6 protein-coding genes, 4 tRNA genes and 6 rRNA genes are annotated in these 18,441 nt (G+C 53.9%); all 16 read right to left on the reverse strand.

Annotation, left to right across the window (positions count from 1 at the left end):
• Positions 1-53: 53 nt before the first annotated feature.
• The 16 genes from rrf (FJQ89_RS17895) to FJQ89_RS17975 all read right to left on the reverse strand — a co-directional run bounded on the left by rrf (FJQ89_RS17895) (position 54) and on the right by FJQ89_RS17975 (position 18,124).
• Positions 54-166 (reverse strand): 5S ribosomal RNA (rrf, locus tag FJQ89_RS17895).
• Between the two features lie 138 nt (positions 167-304).
• Positions 305-3,180: ribosomal RNA gene (locus tag FJQ89_RS17900) — 23S ribosomal RNA — on the reverse strand.
• 250 nt (positions 3,181-3,430) lie between these two features.
• A tRNA-Ala gene (locus FJQ89_RS17905) sits at positions 3,431-3,506 on the reverse strand.
• A 19-nt stretch (positions 3,507-3,525) separates the two neighbouring features.
• Positions 3,526-3,602 (reverse strand) — tRNA-Ile (locus FJQ89_RS17910).
• Positions 3,603-3,702: 100 nt separating this feature from the next.
• Positions 3,703-5,233 (reverse strand): 16S ribosomal RNA (locus FJQ89_RS17915).
• Together the 16S, 23S and 5S rRNA genes with 2 tRNA genes alongside form the textbook arrangement of a ribosomal RNA operon.
• A gap of 413 nt (positions 5,234-5,646) precedes the next feature.
• The gene (locus tag FJQ89_RS17920) at positions 5,647-6,726 is read right to left on the reverse strand and encodes a tartrate dehydrogenase (protein ID WP_141171139.1); all 1,080 of its coding nucleotides are present in this window, start codon (positions 6,724-6,726) and stop codon (positions 5,647-5,649) included.
• Positions 6,727-6,955: 229 nt separating this feature from the next.
• The gene (locus FJQ89_RS17930) at positions 6,956-8,446 is read right to left on the reverse strand and encodes a DUF3482 domain-containing protein (protein ID WP_141171140.1); all 1,491 of its coding nucleotides are present in this window, start codon (positions 8,444-8,446) and stop codon (positions 6,956-6,958) included.
• A complete protein-coding gene (locus tag FJQ89_RS17935; protein ID WP_141171141.1) occupies positions 8,443-9,921 on the reverse strand; it encodes a DUF2868 domain-containing protein in 1,479 nt (492 codons plus the stop codon). Before FJQ89_RS17935 ends, FJQ89_RS17930 begins: the two co-directional genes overlap by 4 nt.
• A 62-nt stretch (positions 9,922-9,983) precedes the next feature.
• On the reverse strand, positions 9,984-10,673 hold the full coding sequence (locus FJQ89_RS17940) for a phosphatase PAP2 family protein (protein WP_141171142.1): 690 nt from the start codon (positions 10,671-10,673) through the stop codon (positions 9,984-9,986).
• Between the two features lie 219 nt (positions 10,674-10,892).
• On the reverse strand, positions 10,893-12,119 hold the full coding sequence (locus tag FJQ89_RS17945) for a sensor histidine kinase (RefSeq protein WP_141171143.1): 1,227 nt from the start codon (positions 12,117-12,119) through the stop codon (positions 10,893-10,895).
• Positions 12,106-12,795, reverse strand: coding sequence for a response regulator transcription factor (locus FJQ89_RS17950; RefSeq protein WP_141171144.1), 690 nt, complete (start codon positions 12,793-12,795; stop codon positions 12,106-12,108). Before FJQ89_RS17950 ends, FJQ89_RS17945 begins: the two co-directional genes overlap by 14 nt.
• A 127-nt stretch (positions 12,796-12,922) precedes the next feature.
• A 5S ribosomal RNA gene (rrf, locus tag FJQ89_RS17955) occupies positions 12,923-13,035 on the reverse strand.
• 137 nt (positions 13,036-13,172) lie between these two features.
• A 23S ribosomal RNA gene (locus tag FJQ89_RS17960) occupies positions 13,173-16,058 on the reverse strand.
• Between the two features lie 263 nt (positions 16,059-16,321).
• Positions 16,322-16,397, reverse strand: a tRNA-Ala gene (locus tag FJQ89_RS17965).
• Between the two features lie 19 nt (positions 16,398-16,416).
• Positions 16,417-16,493, reverse strand: a tRNA-Ile gene (locus FJQ89_RS17970).
• Between the two features lie 100 nt (positions 16,494-16,593).
• Positions 16,594-18,124: ribosomal RNA gene (locus FJQ89_RS17975) — 16S ribosomal RNA — on the reverse strand.
• Positions 18,125-18,441 lie beyond the last annotated feature (317 nt).

Genomic DNA, 18,441 nt, shown 5'->3' on the forward strand with positions numbered 1-18,441 from the left:
CGAAAAAAAACCCGGCCATTACTGGTCGGGTTTTTCTCTACTGCGAATAACAAGCCTGACGATAACCTACTTTCACACTGGTTGCAGCACTATCATCGGCGCAAAGTTGTTTCACGGTCCTGTTCGGGATGGGAAGGGGTGGGACCAACTTGCTATGGTCATCAGGCATAACTTGTACTGGCATTTGTCCTCAGTGGAGCGACAAAGCCTGAATCTGGAAGAAGTAAAGATTGGGGTAATGAATAGTAGTATCAACAAACGCACAACGTTGTACCGTCTTATCCTCTGTACCTGCTAAGGTTATAGGGACAAGCCGTACGGGCAATTAGTACTGGTTAGCTTAATGCATTACTGCACTTCCACACCCAGCCTATCAACGTCCTGGTCTCGAACGACCCTTCAAAGAGCTCAAGGCTCTGGGAAATCTCATCTCAAGGCAAGTTTCCCGCTTAGATGCTTTCAGCGGTTATCTCTTCCGTATTTAGCTACCCGGCAATGCCACTGGCGTGACAACCGGTACACCAGAGATACGTCCACTCCGGTCCTCTCGTACTAGGAGCAGCCCCCTTCAAATTTCCAACGCCCACGGCAGATAGGGACCAAACTGTCTCACGACGTTTTAAACCCAGCTCACGTACCACTTTAAATGGCGAACAGCCATACCCTTGGGACCGGCTACAGCCCCAGGATGTGATGAGCCGACATCGAGGTGCCAAACTCCCCCGTCGATATGAACTCTTGGGAGGAATCAGCCTGTTATCCCCAGAGTACCTTTTATCCGTTGAGCGATGGCCCTTCCATACAGAACCACCGGATCACTATGTCCTACTTTCGTACCTGCTCGACTTGTCAGTCTCGCAGTTAAGCACGCTTATGCCATTGCACTATCAACACGATGTCCGACCGTATCTAGCGTACCTTCGAACTCCTCCGTTACACTTTAGGAGGAGACCGCCCCAGTCAAACTGCCTACCATGCACTGTCCCCGATCCGGATAACGGACCAAGGTTAGAACCTCAAACAAACCAGGGTGGTATTTCAAGGTTGGCTCCACGAGAACTAGCGTCCCCGCTTCAAAGCCTCCCACCTATCCTACACAGATTGGTTCAAAGTCCAATGCAAAGCTACAGTAAAGGTTCATGGGGTCTTTCCGTCTAGCCGCGGGTAGATTGCATCATCACAAACATTTCAACTTCGCTGAGTCTCGGGAGGAGACAGTGTGGCCATCGTTACGCCATTCGTGCAGGTCGGAACTTACCCGACAAGGAATTTCGCTACCTTAGGACCGTTATAGTTACGGCCGCCGTTTACTGGGACTTCAATCAAGAGCTTGCACCCCATCATTTAATCTTCCAGCACCGGGCAGGCGTCACACCCTATACGTCCACTTTCGTGTTTGCAGAGTGCTGTGTTTTTATTAAACAGTCGCAGCCACCAGTTTATTGCAACCCTTTCACCCTCATGGAGTAAACCAATCAAGCTACCGGGGCGTACCTTTTCCCGAAGTTACGGTACCAATTTGCCGAGTTCCTTCTCCCGAGTTCTCTCAAGCGCCTTAGAATACTCATCTCGCCCACCTGTGTCGGTTTGCGGTACGGTCTCGTATGACTGAAGCTTAGAGGCTTTTCTTGGAACCACTTCCGATTGCTTCGTGAACAAGTTCACTCGTCTCAACCCCTTGAATTACGCACCCGGATTTGCCTAAGTGCCTTCTATGAGCCAAAAACCAACTATTCCAACAGTTGGACAACCTTCCGCGATCCGTCCCCCCATCGCATCATACGACGGTGCAGGAATATTAACCTGCTTCCCATCAGCTACGCATCTCTGCCTCGCCTTAGGGGCCGACTCACCCTGCTCCGATGAACGTTGAACAGGAAACCTTGGGCTTACGGCGTGGGGGCTTTTCACCCCCATTATCGCTACTCATGTCAGCATTCGCACTTCTGATACCTCCAGCATCCTTTACAAGACACCTTCGCAGGCTTACAGAACGCTCTCCTACCATATCCAATAAAGGATATCCGCAGCTTCGGTGACTGGCTTAGCCCCGTTACATCTTCCGCGCAGGACGACTCGATCAGTGAGCTATTACGCTTTCTTTAAATGATGGCTGCTTCTAAGCCAACATCCTGACTGTTTTAGCCTTCCCACTTCGTTTTCCACTTAGCCAATCTTTGGGACCTTAGCTGGCGGTCTGGGTTGTTTCCCTCTTGACGCCGGACGTTAGCACCCGACGTCTGTCTCCCAAGCTCGCACTCATCGGTATTCGGAGTTTGCAATGGTTTGGTAAGTCGCAATGACCCCCTAGCCATAACAGTGCTCTACCCCCGATGGTGATACTTGAGGCACTACCTAAATAGTTTTCGGAGAGAACCAGCTATTTCCAAGTTTGTTTAGCCTTTCACCCCTACCCACAGCTCATCCCCTAATTTTTCAACATTAGTGGGTTCGGACCTCCAGGGCGTGTTACCGCACCTTCATCCTGGCCATGAGTAGATCACTTGGTTTCGGGTCTACACCCAGCGACTGATCGCCCTATTCGGACTCGATTTCTCTACGGCTTCCCTATTCGGTTAACCTTGCCACTGAATGTAAGTCGCTGACCCATTATACAAAAGGTACGCAGTCACGGAACAAGTCCGCTCCTACTGTTTGTATGCACACGGTTTCAGGATCTATTTCACTCCCCTTCCGGGGTTCTTTTCGCCTTTCCCTCACGGTACTGGTTCACTATCGGTCGATTACGAGTATTTAGCCTTGGAGGATGGTCCCCCCATATTCAGACAGGATGTCACGTGTCCCGCCCTACTTGTCGTACGCTTAGTATCACCGGTCCGATTTCACATACGGGGCTATCACCCACTATGGCTCCTATTTCCAGAGGATTCTGTTATCGGTCCGACTATCACGTACAGGCTCTTCCCATTTCGCTCGCCGCTACTTTGGGAATCTCGGTTGATTTCTTTTCCTGCAGCTACTTAGATGTTTCAGTTCGCCGCGTTCGCCTTGCATACCTATGTATTCAGTATGCAATACCCTAAAAGGGTGGGTTGCCCCATTCGGAAATCTGCGGATCAAAGTGTGTTTGCTCACTCCCCGCAGCTTATCGCAAGCTACTACGTCCTTCATCGCCTGTAATCGCCAAGGCATCCACCATGTGCACTTATTCGCTTGTCCCTATAACGTTAGCCTCTGATCACTAGGTGACCAAAGAGCGCTACAGGGATAAGAAAGTACAACGTTGTTGCTTGTTTGTTGATACATACAATCATTACCCATCGATTTGCTTTTTACGGCAAACCGATCAATAAATAATCTTTACTTCTTCCAGATTGTTAAAGAACGAAACAGCTTTGATCGCTAAAAGATCAAATCTAAACCCAGCACCAAGGTGGCGTGGCTTACATTTGCACTTTCGAGTAAAACGTGGTGGAGGATGACGGGATCGAACCGACGACCCCCTGCTTGCAAAGCAGGTGCTCTCCCAGCTGAGCTAATCCCCCTGAGATTTTACTAATTAGCTGGTAGGGCTGGTTGGACTCGAACCAACGACCCCCGCGTTATCAACACGGTGCTCTAACCAGCTGAGCTACAGCCCCAACGCGGTGCTACTACGACTACTGTTTCTTCTTAATTAAACAGCCGATAAGTGTGAACATTTGATGCGTGAATCAGTTACCTGATTCGTGCAAACTCTAGAAAGGAGGTGATCCAGCCGCACCTTCCGATACGGCTACCTTGTTACGACTTCACCCCAGTCACGAATCCTACCGTGGTAAGCGCCCTCCTTACGGTTAAGCTACCTACTTCTGGTAAAACCCGCTCCCATGGTGTGACGGGCGGTGTGTACAAGACCCGGGAACGTATTCACCGCGACATGCTGATCCGCGATTACTAGCGATTCCAACTTCATGCAGTCGAGTTGCAGACTACAATCCGGACTACGATACACTTTCTGCGATTAGCTCCCCCTCGCGGGTTGGCGGCGCTCTGTATGTACCATTGTATGACGTGTGAAGCCCTACCCATAAGGGCCATGAGGACTTGACGTCATCCCCACCTTCCTCCGGTTTGTCACCGGCAGTCTCATTAGAGTGCCCTTTCGTAGCAACTAATGACAAGGGTTGCGCTCGTTGCGGGACTTAACCCAACATCTCACGACACGAGCTGACGACAGCCATGCAGCACCTGTGTACTGGTTCTCTTTCGAGCACTCCCTGATCTCTCAAGGATTCCAGCCATGTCAAGGGTAGGTAAGGTTTTTCGCGTTGCATCGAATTAATCCACATCATCCACCGCTTGTGCGGGTCCCCGTCAATTCCTTTGAGTTTTAATCTTGCGACCGTACTCCCCAGGCGGTCTACTTCACGCGTTAGCTGCGTTACCAAGTCAATTAAGACCCGACAACTAGTAGACATCGTTTAGGGCGTGGACTACCAGGGTATCTAATCCTGTTTGCTCCCCACGCTTTCGTGCATGAGCGTCAATCTTGACCCAGGGGGCTGCCTTCGCCATCGGTGTTCCTCCACATATCTACGCATTTCACTGCTACACGTGGAATTCTACCCCCCTCTGCCAGATTCTAGCCTTGCAGTCTCCAATGCAATTCCCAGGTTGAGCCCGGGGATTTCACATCAGACTTACAAAACCGCCTGCGCACGCTTTACGCCCAGTAATTCCGATTAACGCTTGCACCCTACGTATTACCGCGGCTGCTGGCACGTAGTTAGCCGGTGCTTATTCTTCAGGTACCGTCATTAGCAAGAGATATTAGCTCTCACCGTTTCTTCCCTGACAAAAGAGCTTTACAACCCGAAGGCCTTCTTCACTCACGCGGCATTGCTGGATCAGGCTTTCGCCCATTGTCCAAAATTCCCCACTGCTGCCTCCCGTAGGAGTCTGGACCGTGTCTCAGTTCCAGTGTGGCTGGTCGTCCTCTCAGACCAGCTACTGATCGATGCCTTGGTAGGCTTTTACCCTACCAACTAGCTAATCAGATATCGGCCGCTCCACGAGCATGAGGTCTTGCGATCCCCCACTTTCATCCTTAGATCGTATGCGGTATTAGCGTAACTTTCGCTACGTTATCCCCCACTCTAGGGTACGTTCCGATATATTACTCACCCGTTCGCCACTCGCCACCAGAGCAAGCTCCGTGCTGCCGTTCGACTTGCATGTGTAAGGCATGCCGCCAGCGTTCAATCTGAGCCAGGATCAAACTCTTCAGTTTAATCTCTGTTACTTTGCCATTTTATTGGCACCGTCTTGCGACGGGTCGCTCACTCAAAAAACTGACAGGCCACTACTTGCGTAGCGCCTATTTCATTATTTCTTGTGAACATTTGATATTTTAAGTTAGACGTCAATCCGAAGATTGGCGCTGCACTTACATCAAATGCTCACACTTATCGACTGTTAATTGTTAAAGAACGGTATTCGGTACTGCTTATTTGCTACTTTCGCGCTATCAACAAAGCGTTGTGTTTGTCAGCTGCGAAGAAGGAAGAGTATGAAGCTTTTTCAGCATTTCGTCAACCTTCTTTTTTACTACCCTCACCGTTTCCAGCGATCCCGTTGTTTCGCAAACTGCTGCGTCTCATTGGGGAGGCGAACTATAGCAAAGCCGTCCACGGGCGGCAAGCTTTATTTCAGCAATTCGGCAACCGCCATGCCCACCTCGGTCGTACTGGCGCCCCCGCCCATGTCCGGCGTACGCGGACCATGCTCGAGCACCTGCTCGATGGCGCCCAAAATCGCGTCATGTGCGGCCGTGTAATTGGCATCGCCATTACCGAGGAAATCGAGCATCATCGCGCCCGACCAGATCATCCCGATCGGGTTGGCGATATTCCGGCCATAGATATCGGGGGCGGAACCGTGTACTGGCTCAAATACTGACGGGAAAGTGCGTTGCGGATTGATATTGGCCGACGGCGCGATGGCAATCGTTCCCGTGCACGCGGGGCCCAGGTCAGACAGGATATCGCCAAACAGATTCGACGCCACCACTACGTCGAAGCGCTCAGGGCTCAATACAAAGCGGGCCGCCAGAATGTCGATATGGTATTTATCCCATTGCACATCGGGGAACGCTGGCGCCATCACTTCGACCCGCTCATCCCAGAATGGCATGCTGATCGCGATGCCATTCGATTTGGTCGCCGAGGTCAGGTGTTTCTTGGGCCGGCTTTGCGCCAGCTCAAATGCATACTTGAGGATGCGGTCGACGCCCTTGCGCGTAAACACGGATTCCTGCAGCACCGTTTCGCGCTCTGTCCCCTCGAACATGCGCCCGCCCACGGAGGAATATTCTCCTTCCGTATTTTCACGCACCACATAAAAGTCGATATCACCCGGCTTCTTGTTCGCCAGCGGACACGGCACGCCCGGCATCAGCCGCACGGGACGCAAGTTGACGTATTCGTCGAACTCGCGCCGGAATTTGAGTAACGAACCCCACAGCGAGATATGGTCAGGCACCTTGTCCGGCCAACCCACGGCGCCAAAATAGATGGCGTCGAAATCCTTGAGTTGGGCAAACCAGTCCGAGGGCATCATCTGGCCATGTTCCAGGTAATAGTCGCAATTCGCCCATGCCATGGTCGTAAACTGCAGGTCGATATTGAAGCGGCGCGCGGCGGCCTCGACAACACGCAGCCCTTCCGGCATGACTTCATTGCCGATGCCGTCGCCGGCGATGACTGCGATTCTGTGTGTGGGCATGAACTTCTCCTGTCGATAGATGGATGCCTTGATGATACTGACGCCGCATCAGAATACAATCAGGAAATGCATAATCCCAATATCCACATTGCATGGCATGGGATGTGGAAAACAGGCTGCCGATGCAGGGGCGGTGACCGCTTCGCGGCTGTCGAACTCGGCCAAGGTCAGGGGCTGCGTGCAATTTCTGCAGCAGTGGCTGCAGGCCCATGCCTGACAGGTTGATGAACTACACCAGGCGCGCCACAGCCGGATACAGACGCGCCAGCGTATCGGAGGTGATGGCGGCAATCACGGGGGTGACGCGCTCGGCGGCTTGCTCAGGCGATTTTTCACGGCGCAGATCTTTCCACAACTCAAGTAAAGCCGCGTCATGACGGGCGACCGCTTGCTCGACCTCATCTTGCCAGAAGGCCGGCGCTTCGCTTTCCACAAAGTTGCCGCGGCCGCGGCCAAAGTGCGCCACCGCCAGGTAACGCAGCACACCCGCTACCACCAGGGTACGCAGGAAGGCATCCGTAAATTGCATGGTGGGCTCGTTGCGGTCCGTGCCGGAATTAAAACCCCAGGCTGCGCCTGCAAACGTCAGTGCACCGACCACGCCGCCGAGCAAGGCGCCCGTGCCCAGGGTCAGGCCGCCGGAAATCAGGTCAGCCGACAAGCCCGTCGCCGCACCGGAAATCATGGCGCCCAATAACCCCGCCTGCGCCTTGTCGATCGGCGCGCGCACGGCGAAATTTTCCCGTATCCGGCTATTGATCTTATGCGCATCGGTAGGATCGAGTTTGTGCAAGATCAATAGTTCACGCGTCGTTTCGCCGCTGTGCGTATTGAGCCGCGCCACCAGATTGGCCATCGCCTTTTCTTGCCTTTGCTGTTCAGCATTCTTGCCGATACCCACGACTTGCAAGGCCGATTTCAACAAGCCCTTGGACACGGGCTCGATGGCTTCGCGATCTTGGGCTGCCACCGCCAGCTGCGTGGCCAGCAAGCGCATGGCCTGCTGGAAACGTGCCGTATTCTGCGTTTGCCAGGCAGCAAACAGACGTGCATAGCCGGCTTGCTGCGACTGTGGCAACAACTTGCCCACGGCTTCGTAAAACACACGTTCATGCACCCAGCAGCGAGCAAAGGCATCGAGCGCCAGTACGTCGCGCACGATGGGATATTGCTGTAAATGCTCGCGCCAGCGCGCCTGCTCGCTGTGCTCCTCATTGCCCGGACGCGGCGGCCCCATCTGATTGAGCAAGACCACCACCGGCTTGCCCAGCCATTCGAGAATTTTCATTTCCGCCGGCAAGTAACCAGCATCCCTGGGGTTTTCCGAAGAATTCACCAGGTATAGCACCACGTCGGCCGCGTCCTTGGCCGTGCGCAACGCTTGCTGACTGAGCCAGAACGGACGGTCGCGATAACGGTCCAGCACTTCGCGCAGGAACCAGCCGATGGGATTACCCGACTGCCCGAGACGCTTGAGCAGGCGCACGGAGTCGCCAAAGCCAGGCGTGTCCCACAATTGCAAGGCATCGCCCTGCGGCGTGGCCAGCAAGGTGTGCGATTCCGCAAACACGGTCACGTGCGCGGCGTCGCGCACTTCGCCGATATCCACGCCCACCAGGGTGCGCGCCAACGTCGTCTTGCCATTATTCGTATGCGAAATCAGCGCAAACTGAATCTGCACCGCTTCATCCTGGACATCTTTATTCACATTCACACTCATGCTGCGGCCGATACTTTCAAGCCGACACCGGCGTCGAGCGGGTGCAAGGCGGGATTGAGCAAATTGACCAGGGTGGCCGTGGTTTGATGGAACTGGCAGAAATGTTGCCACAATGAAACTCTCTCCGCCAGACGCGCGCCGTTATCCGCCTGCTCGCCAGCGTGCTCCAAATAGCTGGACTCGTCGATCAGGACGGCGATGCCGCGTGTCGACGATTGCACCAGGTAATCGAGGAAGGCGCCGTGATTTTCCTTTTCAGGCGTCGCCGTCAGGTTGAACAGCACGGCCGTGATATTGACTTGCGGATCATTCAAGTCGGTACCGCGCAAGACCTCCTGCGGCTCTTCGCCATACGACGTCGATGGACGCAGCATCATGCGCCCCTGCTCGCCAAACAGCATGATGGACAACTGGCCCAGGCCCTTGTGGCGCGCCTCATCGACAGTAAAGCTGTACGGCAAGACGCGCAGCATGCCGCCCGTGGCCACACCGATGCTTTCATTGAGCTTGCGGAAATACGGTTGATCGAGATCCAGCGGAAAGTGCTTGGCCAGGCGCGCGGCGCGCCAATTGTTGACCAGGGCCAGGATCAGGCGGGGGACGACGACCAGCAGAAAAATCGTTGCCGCATACAAATGCACCCAGCGCGCGCCACCTTCCACGGTCGTCGTTTGCGGGAAACGCAGCGCTTCGATTTCCGCCAGCGAAAAACCTTGCAAATGAAACAGGGCAATCGCTGGCGCAAACAGGGTCGAAAGCAGGCTGTGCACCTGGCTGGCACTCAAAAAGGTGCTTTCCCAGCCGGCCGCGTATTGCGACAGGAAACCGCGCGCATACAGCGAGGCGACGGCGCCGATGGCAAACATGGCGGCGCTCAAATGAATGGTACGGCTCAGGCGCGCGGCCGTCAGCTTGGCGCTCAGGTGCGCCCATTCCCCCATGAAACTGAGCAAGCCCGAGGACAGGGCATGCGGCAGTTTGCGCGGCAAGGCCAGGCGGCCCACGCTCAGGTGGCGTACTAATCCAGCTTTTGGCCAGCCCAGGGAGTGCGAGGGGATGCATAGCCAGATCAGCAAGCTCAGGTAGACCAGCACATTCCAGGCGATGATCAGCAGCAAGGGCGCCGACAGCAGGTCGACGCGGTGCGGATCGGTGATGCGGTCGAGCCCGGCACCCAGCAGCAGGGCCAGCAATGGCAAGGTCAGCGCCAGGGTTTTCATGCCGTTGCGACGCTTCGCAAACGCAGCGAAGGCGGGGGTGCGCTCGGTGATGCGTTTGAGGATCAGCTCGGAGCGCTGTTGCAGGAAATCGTCACCAGTGACTTCGGCCTGCTTGCCCGAGGCTTGCCACTGCGCAAGCTCACGCGCGCTGCGGCTGGCATACATGCGGTCATCCTCGCTGAGGACTTCTTTTTTCTGATCGGCCGTTTCGATAGCACGGACCAATACCACTTCTCTCGCAATCTGCTCGTTCATGGTGCTCCTGTTTTTGTATGAAACGACAACTAGACAGGCAGATTGTGACGTACTTTTGTGTTTCAGGCCAACGCGTCCTCGGCCCGGAACAAATGATGCAGCAGATATATCAGGAAAGCAGCGATCCAGGCAGACCACAAGGTGTGCGTGAAAAATTGCGTACCTTGCAACTGCTGCTGCCAGCCTGCCGCCAAACCGCACAGCAGCATGATCGCTGCCAGCAGAAGCGCCATGCGTGGCCGTGCTGGCAGGCAGAACAATGGTAAGGCCAGCATCCACCAGGCAGTGTTTGCCTGGGTCGCCGGCAGGCAAGCCATGGCAGACGCACTGGCGGGTAATGTATCCAGCATGCGCGCGTAAGGTTCCAGTCCGCCATAGCGCAGCAAATCCGTGGGGCAAGGCACATCGCTGAAGGTAGAGAGCAAATAGATGCTTGGCGGCACCAAGACGGCCGACAGGGCCACGACACGCAAGGCACTGCGGCGTGATGCAAGCCAGGCCAGCGGACGCAAGGTATCCCAGAGGGCCAGGCCGATCACGGCGGCGCCAAGCAAGGTCATGCCAAACTGAAAACTGCCCACCAGCGCGCTGTCAGCGCCGGCAAATTGCCCACGCGTCCCATCAAACATACTGTCGGCGATCATGAGGTCGAGGTTGCTGTAATTGCCGATCCAGAGGATCAGCATGGCTGACAGCATCAGGAAGCTATCAATGCCTTTGGGAGTTTTGACGAGTTTAAGCTTGGCCAGCATGGGTGCACACATTACTTGATGAGATGAAAGGGACTGGCGGCACAGGACTGCAGCCATGGAAGTCATCGTACAGTGTCAATATGAAGAGAACATGACGCTGCCCGCCGTGCACAACACGGACGGGGCAAGACGCGCTTCCAGAATCACCTTACAAGTATCGGCATGAATTACGCGTCAACAGGGCGTTAAGTTTTCGTTAAGTGCTCGCAAAAAGCCGGCTTAGATGAAATCAATCCGCAGCATGGTGCCGCCAGCGGGGCGGACATTGAACGCCAGGTCCGCGCCCAGATACAGGCAGATGCGTTGAACCAGGCCCAACCCCAGACCTGTGCCGGATGAACCACTCAGATTGGCCGGTACGGGTTGATGCAGAAGCCGCGCGCGCGCTGCTTCGGGCAAGCCCGGCCCCGTATCCTCGACGATCAGCGCGCGTCCGGCCAGGCGCACGATCACTTCTCCCTGCAAGGTGTACTGGCAGGCATTGCGCACCAGGTTGCCAATCGCGGCGGCCAGCAATTCACGCGGAGCGTTGACCAGAAAGTCCTCGCCATCCGCGAACACCAGGGTAAGCGGTTTGCCTGCCGTATATGATTGACAGCGCAGGCATTCCTGGCGAGCCAGTTCCGCCACGGAGAGTGACGTGCACTCCAGCAATTCCGGCGCGCGCGCCAGGCGCAGCAGCACCGTCACGGAGTCGCTCGCTTCGTGCGCAGCCCGGTAGATCCGTTCGGAGGCGGAGCGCACCAGCGGGTCATCGCCGCCGTGTTCCATCAGGATTTCCGCCGCCCCCGTGATCACGGTCAGCGGCGTGCGCAATTCATGACTGACATCGCCCGTAAAAAAGCGTTCACGGTCAAGAACTTCGGTCAACTCCGCCGTACGTTCGGCAAAAGCGCGTGCCAATATCCCCAATTCATCGGCACTGTCCTGCAGTGGCAACGCCGCCTGTCCGGCCTTGACGGCCTGCGTCAGCGACATGATTGGCGTGATCAAGCGATTGGCGATGAAGGCGCCCAGCAGCGAAGCGCAAATCAGGAAACCGATAAAAGCGAGGGCAAACATGCTGTACACCACCAGCTCGATCTTTTCATACTCGGTGGCATGATCGATGACGACGAATTCCCCATGCACATCGCTGCCGACCAGCACGTGCAAATCGACACCGTCGACGGTTTTCTCGTGCATGCCGGGCGCCAGGCCACGCAAGGGCAACGGCGTATCTTCAGCGTGATGAAAGCTCAAGCCGGCTGGCATTTCGACAGACAAGCCGGCCGCATGCCTGGGTGAGGCCCAGGCCGCCACTTCTTTCAGGCGCTCGTCGACCAGGCGCACTTCGATGCCCTCGACAGCGATGGCGGCAATAATGGCAAAAAAGATGCTCGCCACAAGAGCAAACAGCAGGTAGGCAACGATGATGCGTCGCTTCAACGATTTAAACGGGCGCATCGCTACTCAATAATTTATAGCCGATGCCGGGAATGGTGCGCAGCATGGGAAAGGCATACGGTTTGTCGAGCACTTGCCGCAGCGCATGGATGTGCGTGCGCAGGGCATCGCTGTCGGGCCGGTCATCGCCCCAGACCTCATGCTCGAGCAGCTCGCGTGGCACCAGCTTGGGCGCTTCGTTCATCAGGCATTTCAGGATGATGTAACCGGTCCTAGTCAAGGTCAGGGTCTGGCCCGCGCGTCGGACTTCGAATTTTTCCGTGTCGAAACGCAGCTCACCCACAGCCAGCACGGCGGCCGCCGTCGTTTGCCCGCGCGCGCGGCGCAGCAAGGCTTTCAGCCGGATTTCCAGCTCCAGCAGCGAGAATGGCTTGACCAGGTAATCATCCGCGCCACTATCAAAACCGGCGACCTTGTCTTGCAGGGTATCGCGCGCCGTCAGCATCAGCACTGGCGTGCTATTACGCAATTCACTGCGCAGTTTCTGGCACAGTTCCAGTCCCGTCAGGCCGGGCAGCATGACGTCGAGCACGATCACATCGTATTCATGCTGGGCCAGCAAGGCCAGGCCGGCATAGCCATTCATGGCCGAATCGAGCACATGGCCCTTCGGTTCCAGATAGGCGTAGAGATTGGCAAGAATATCGGGGTTGTCTTCAATGATCAGAATGCGCATACCGCCATTGTAGGTCGGATTAGGCCGCAAGCCGTCATCCGACAGCACCACCAGCGCCAAACAAAACCGCCAGACGAAAAAAAACCCGGCCATTGCTAGTCGGGTTTTTCTCTACTGCGAATAACAAGCCTGACGATAACCTACTTTCACACTGGTTGCAGCACTATCATCGGCGCAAAGTTGTTTCACGGTCCTGTTCGGGATGGGAAGGGGTGGGACCAACTTGCTATGGTCATCAGGCATAACTTGTACTGGCATTTGTCCTCAGTTGAGCCACAAAGCCTGAATCTGGAAGAAGCAAAGATTGGGTAATGAATAGTAGTATCAACACACACGCAACGTTGTACCGTCTTATCCTCTGTACCTGCTAAGGTTATAGGGACAAGCCGTACGGGCAATTAGTACTGGTTAGCTTAATGCATTACTGCACTTCCACACCCAGCCTATCAACGTCCTGGTCTCGAACGACCCTTCAAAGAGCTCAAGGCTCTGGGAAATCTCATCTCAAGGCAAGTTTCCCGCTTAGATGCTTTCAGCGGTTATCTCTTCCGTATTTAGCTACCCGGCAATGCCACTGGCGTGACAACCGGTACACCAGAGATACGTCCACTCCGGTCCTCTCGTACTAGGAGCAGCCCCCTTCAAATTTCCAACGCCCACGGCAGATAGGGACCAAACTGTCTCACGACGTTTTAAACCCAGCTCACGTACCACTTTAAATGGCGAACAGCCATACCCTTGGGACCGGCTACAGCCCCAGGATGTGATGAGCCGACATCGAGGTGCCAAACTCCCCCGTCGATATGAACTCTTGGGAGGAATCAGCCTGTTATCCCCAGAGTACCTTTTATCCGTTGAGCGATGGCCCTTCCATACAGAACCACCGGATCACTATGTCCTACTTTCGTACCTGCTCGACTTGTCAGTCTCGCAGTTAAGCACGCTTATGCCATTGCACTATCAACACGATGTCCGACCGTATCTAGCGTACCTTCGAACTCCTCCGTTACACTTTAGGAGGAGACCGCCCCAGTCAAACTGCCTACCATGCACTGTCCCCGATCCGGATAACGGACCAAGGTTAGAACCTCAAACAAACCAGGGTGGTATTTCAAGGTTGGCTCCACGAGAACTAGCGTCCCCGCTTCAAAGCCTCCCACCTATCCTACACAGATTGGTTCAAAGTCCAATGCAAAGCTACAGTAAAGGTTCATGGGGTCTTTCCGTCTAGCCGCGGGTAGATTGCATCATCACAAACATTTCAACTTCGCTGAGTCTCGGGAGGAGACAGTGTGGCCATCGTTACGCCATTCGTGCAGGTCGGAACTTACCCGACAAGGAATTTCGCTACCTTAGGACCGTTATAGTTACGGCCGCCGTTTACTGGGACTTCAATCAAGAGCTTGCACCCCATCATTTAATCTTCCAGCACCGGGCAGGCGTCACACCCTATACGTCCACTTTCGTGTTTGCAGAGTGCTGTGTTTTTATTAAACAGTCGCAGCCACCAGTTTATTGCAACCCTTTCACCCTCATGGAGTAAACCAATCAAGCTACCGGGGCGTACCTTTTCCCGAAGTTACGGTACCAATTTGCCGAGTTCCTTCTCCCGAGTTCTCTCAAGCGCCTTAGAATACTCATCTCGCCCACCTGTGTCGGTTTGCGGTACGGTCTCGTATGACTGAAGCTTAGAGGCTTTTCTTGGAACCACTTCCGATTGCTTCGTGCACAAGTGCACTCGTCTCAACCCCTTGAATTCCGCACCCGGATTTGCCTAAGTGCCTTCTATGAGCCAAAAACCAACTATTCCAACAGTTGGACAACCTTCCGCGATCCGTCCCCCATCGCATCATACGACGGTGCAGGAATATTAACCTGCTTCCCATCAGCTACGCATCTCTGCCTCGCCTTAGGGGCCGACTCACCCTGCTCCGATGAACGTTGAACAGGAAACCTTGGGCTTACGGCGTGGAGGCTTTTCACCCCCATTATCGCTACTCATGTCAGCATTCGCACTTCTGATACCTCCAGCATCCTTTACAAGACACCTTCGCAGGCTTACAGAACGCTCTCCTACCATATATATCTGTGATAAATCACAGAACAATATCCGCAGCTTCGGTGACTGGCTTAGCCCCGTTACATCTTCCGCGCAGGACGACTCGATCAGTGAGCTATTACGCTTTCTTTAAATGATGGCTGCTTCTAAGCCAACATCCTGACTGTTTTAGCCTTCCCACTTCGTTTTCCACTTAGCCAATCTTTGGGACCTTAGCTGGCGGTCTGGGTTGTTTCCCTCTTGACGCCGGACGTTAGCACCCGACGTCTGTCTCCCAAGCTCGCACTCATCGGTATTCGGAGTTTGCAATGGTTTGGTAAGTCGCAATGACCCCTAGCCATAACAGTGCTCTACCCCGATGGTGATACTTGAGGCACTACCTAAATAGTTTTCGGAGAGAACCAGCTATTTCCAAGTTTGTTTAGCCTTTCACCCCTACCCACAGCTCATCCCCTAATTTTTCAACATTAGTGGGTTCGGACCTCCAGGGCGTGTTACCGCACCTTCATCCTGGCCATGAGTAGATCACTTGGTTTCGGGTCTACACCCAGCGACTGATCGCCCTATTCGGACTCGATTTCTCTACGGCTTCCCTATTCGGTTAACCTTGCCACTGAATGTAAGTCGCTGACCCATTATACAAAAGGTACGCAGTCACGGAACAAGTCCGCTCCTACTGTTTGTATGCACACGGTTTCAGGATCTATTTCACTCCCCTTCCGGGGTTCTTTTCGCCTTTCCCTCACGGTACTGGTTCACTATCGGTCGATTACGAGTATTTAGCCTTGGAGGATGGTCCCCCATATTCAGACAGGATGTCACGTGTCCCGCCCTACTTGTCGTACGCTTAGTATCACCGGTCTGATTTCGAATACGGGACTATCACCCGCTACGGTTCCTATTTCCAGAGGATTCTTCTATCAGTCCGACTATCACGTACAGGCTCTTCCCATTTCGCTCGCCGCTACTTTGGGAATCTCGGTTGATTTCTTTTCCTGCAGCTACTTAGATGTTTCAGTTCGCCGCGTTCGCCTTGCATACCTATGTATTCAGTATGCAATACCCTAAAAGGGTGGGTTGCCCCATTCGGAAATCTGCGGATCAAAGTGTGTTTGCTCACTCCCCGCAGCTTATCGCAAGCTACTACGTCCTTCATCGCCTGTAATCGCCAAGGCATCCACCATGTGCACTTATTCGCTTGTCCCTATAACGTTAGCCTCTCATCATTTGCATAATGAAAGAGCGCTACAGGGATAAGAAAGTACAACGTTGTTGCTTGTTTGTTGATACATACAATCATTACCCATCAAGTCGCCTCATGCATTGCTGCACGCATAGACTTGATCAATAAATAATCTTTACTTCTTCCAGATTGTTAAAGAACGAAACAGCTTTGATCGCTAAAAGATCAAATCTAAACCCAGCACCAAGGTGGCGTGGCTTACATTTGCACTTTCGAGTAAAACGTGGTGGAGGATGACGGGATCGAACCGACGACCCCCTGCTTGCAAAGCAGGTGCTCTCCCAGCTGAGCTAATCCCCCTGAGATTTTACTAATTAGCTGGTAGGGCTGGTTGGACTCGAACCAACGACCCCCGCGTTATCAACACGGTGCTCTAACCAGCTGAGCTACAGCCCCAACGCGGAACTACTACGACTACTGTTTCTTCTTAATTAAACAGCCGATAAGTGTGAACATTTGATGTGTGAATCAGTTACCTGATTCGTGCAAACTCTAGAAAGGAGGTGATCCAGCCGCACCTTCCGATACGGCTACCTTGTTACGACTTCACCCCAGTCACGAATCCTACCGTGGTAAGCGCCCTCCTTACGGTTAAGCTACCTACTTCTGGTAAAACCCGCTCCCATGGTGTGACGGGCGGTGTGTACAAGACCCGGGAACGTATTCACCGCGACATGCTGATCCGCGATTACTAGCGATTCCAACTTCATGCAGTCGAGTTGCAGACTACAATCCGGACTACGATACACTTTCTGCGATTAGCTCCCCCTCGCGGGTTGGCGGCGCTCTGTATGTACCATTGTATGACGTGTGAAGCCCTACCCATAAGGGCCATGAGGACTTGACGTCATCCCCACCTTCCTCCGGTTTGTCACCGGCAGTCTCATTAGAGTGCCCTTTCGTAGCAACTAATGACAAGGGTTGCGCTCGTTGCGGGACTTAACCCAACATCTCACGACACGAGCTGACGACAGCCATGCAGCACCTGTGTACTGGTTCTCTTTCGAGCACTCCCTGATCTCTCAAGGATTCCAGCCATGTCAAGGGTAGGTAAGGTTTTTCGCGTTGCATCGAATTAATCCACATCATCCACCGCTTGTGCGGGTCCCCGTCAATTCCTTTGAGTTTTAATCTTGCGACCGTACTCCCCAGGCGGTCTACTTCACGCGTTAGCTGCGTTACCAAGTCAATTAAGACCCGACAACTAGTAGACATCGTTTAGGGCGTGGACTACCAGGGTATCTAATCCTGTTTGCTCCCCACGCTTTCGTGCATGAGCGTCAATCTTGACCCAGGGGGCTGCCTTCGCCATCGGTGTTCCTCCACATATCTACGCATTTCACTGCTACACGTGGAATTCTACCCCCCTCTGCCAGATTCTAGCCTTGCAGTCTCCAATGCAATTCCCAGGTTGAGCCCGGGGATTTCACATCAGACTTACAAAACCGCCTGCGCACGCTTTACGCCCAGTAATTCCGATTAACGCTTGCACCCTACGTATTACCGCGGCTGCTGGCACGTAGTTAGCCGGTGCTTATTCTTCAGGTACCGTCATTAGCAAGAGATATTAGCTCTCACCGTTTCTTCCCTGACAAAAGAGCTTTACAACCCGAAGGCCTTCTTCACTCACGCGGCATTGCTGGATCAGGCTTTCGCCCATTGTCCAAAATTCCCCACTGCTGCCTCCCGTAGGAGTCTGGACCGTGTCTCAGTTCCAGTGTGGCTGGTCGTCCTCTCAGACCAGCTACTGATCGATGCCTTGGTAGGCTTTTACCCTACCAACTAGCTAATCAGATATCGGCCGCTCCACGAGCATGAGGTCTTGCGATCCCCCACTTTCATCCTTAGATCGTATGCGGTATTAGCGTAACTTTCGCTACGTTATCCCCCACTCTAGGGTACGTTCCGATATATTACTCACCCGTTCGCCACTCGCCACCAGAGCAAGCTCCGTGCTGCCGTTCGACTTGCATGTGTAAGGCATGCCGCCAGCGTTCAATCTGAGCCAGGATCAAACTCTTCAGTTTAATCTCTGTTACTTTGCCATTTTATTGGCACCGTCTTGCGACGGGTCGCTCACTCAAAAAACTGACAGGCCACTACTTGCGTAGCGCCTATTTCATTATTTCTTGTGAACATTTGATATTTTAAGTTAGACGCCAATCCGAAGATTGACGCTGCACTTACATCAAATGCCCACACTTATCGACTGTTAATTGTTAAAGAACTGTATTCGGTACTGCTTATTTGCTACTTTCGCGCTATCGACAAAGCGTTGTGTTTGTCAGCTGCGAAGAAGGAAGATTATGAAGCATTTCACTACATCCGTCAACTCCTTCTTTTC

Origin of the sequence: Janthinobacterium tructae (genome assembly GCF_006517255.1) — a bacterium.
In the GTDB taxonomy this organism is placed as follows: domain Bacteria; phylum Pseudomonadota; class Gammaproteobacteria; order Burkholderiales; family Burkholderiaceae_D; genus Janthinobacterium; species Janthinobacterium tructae.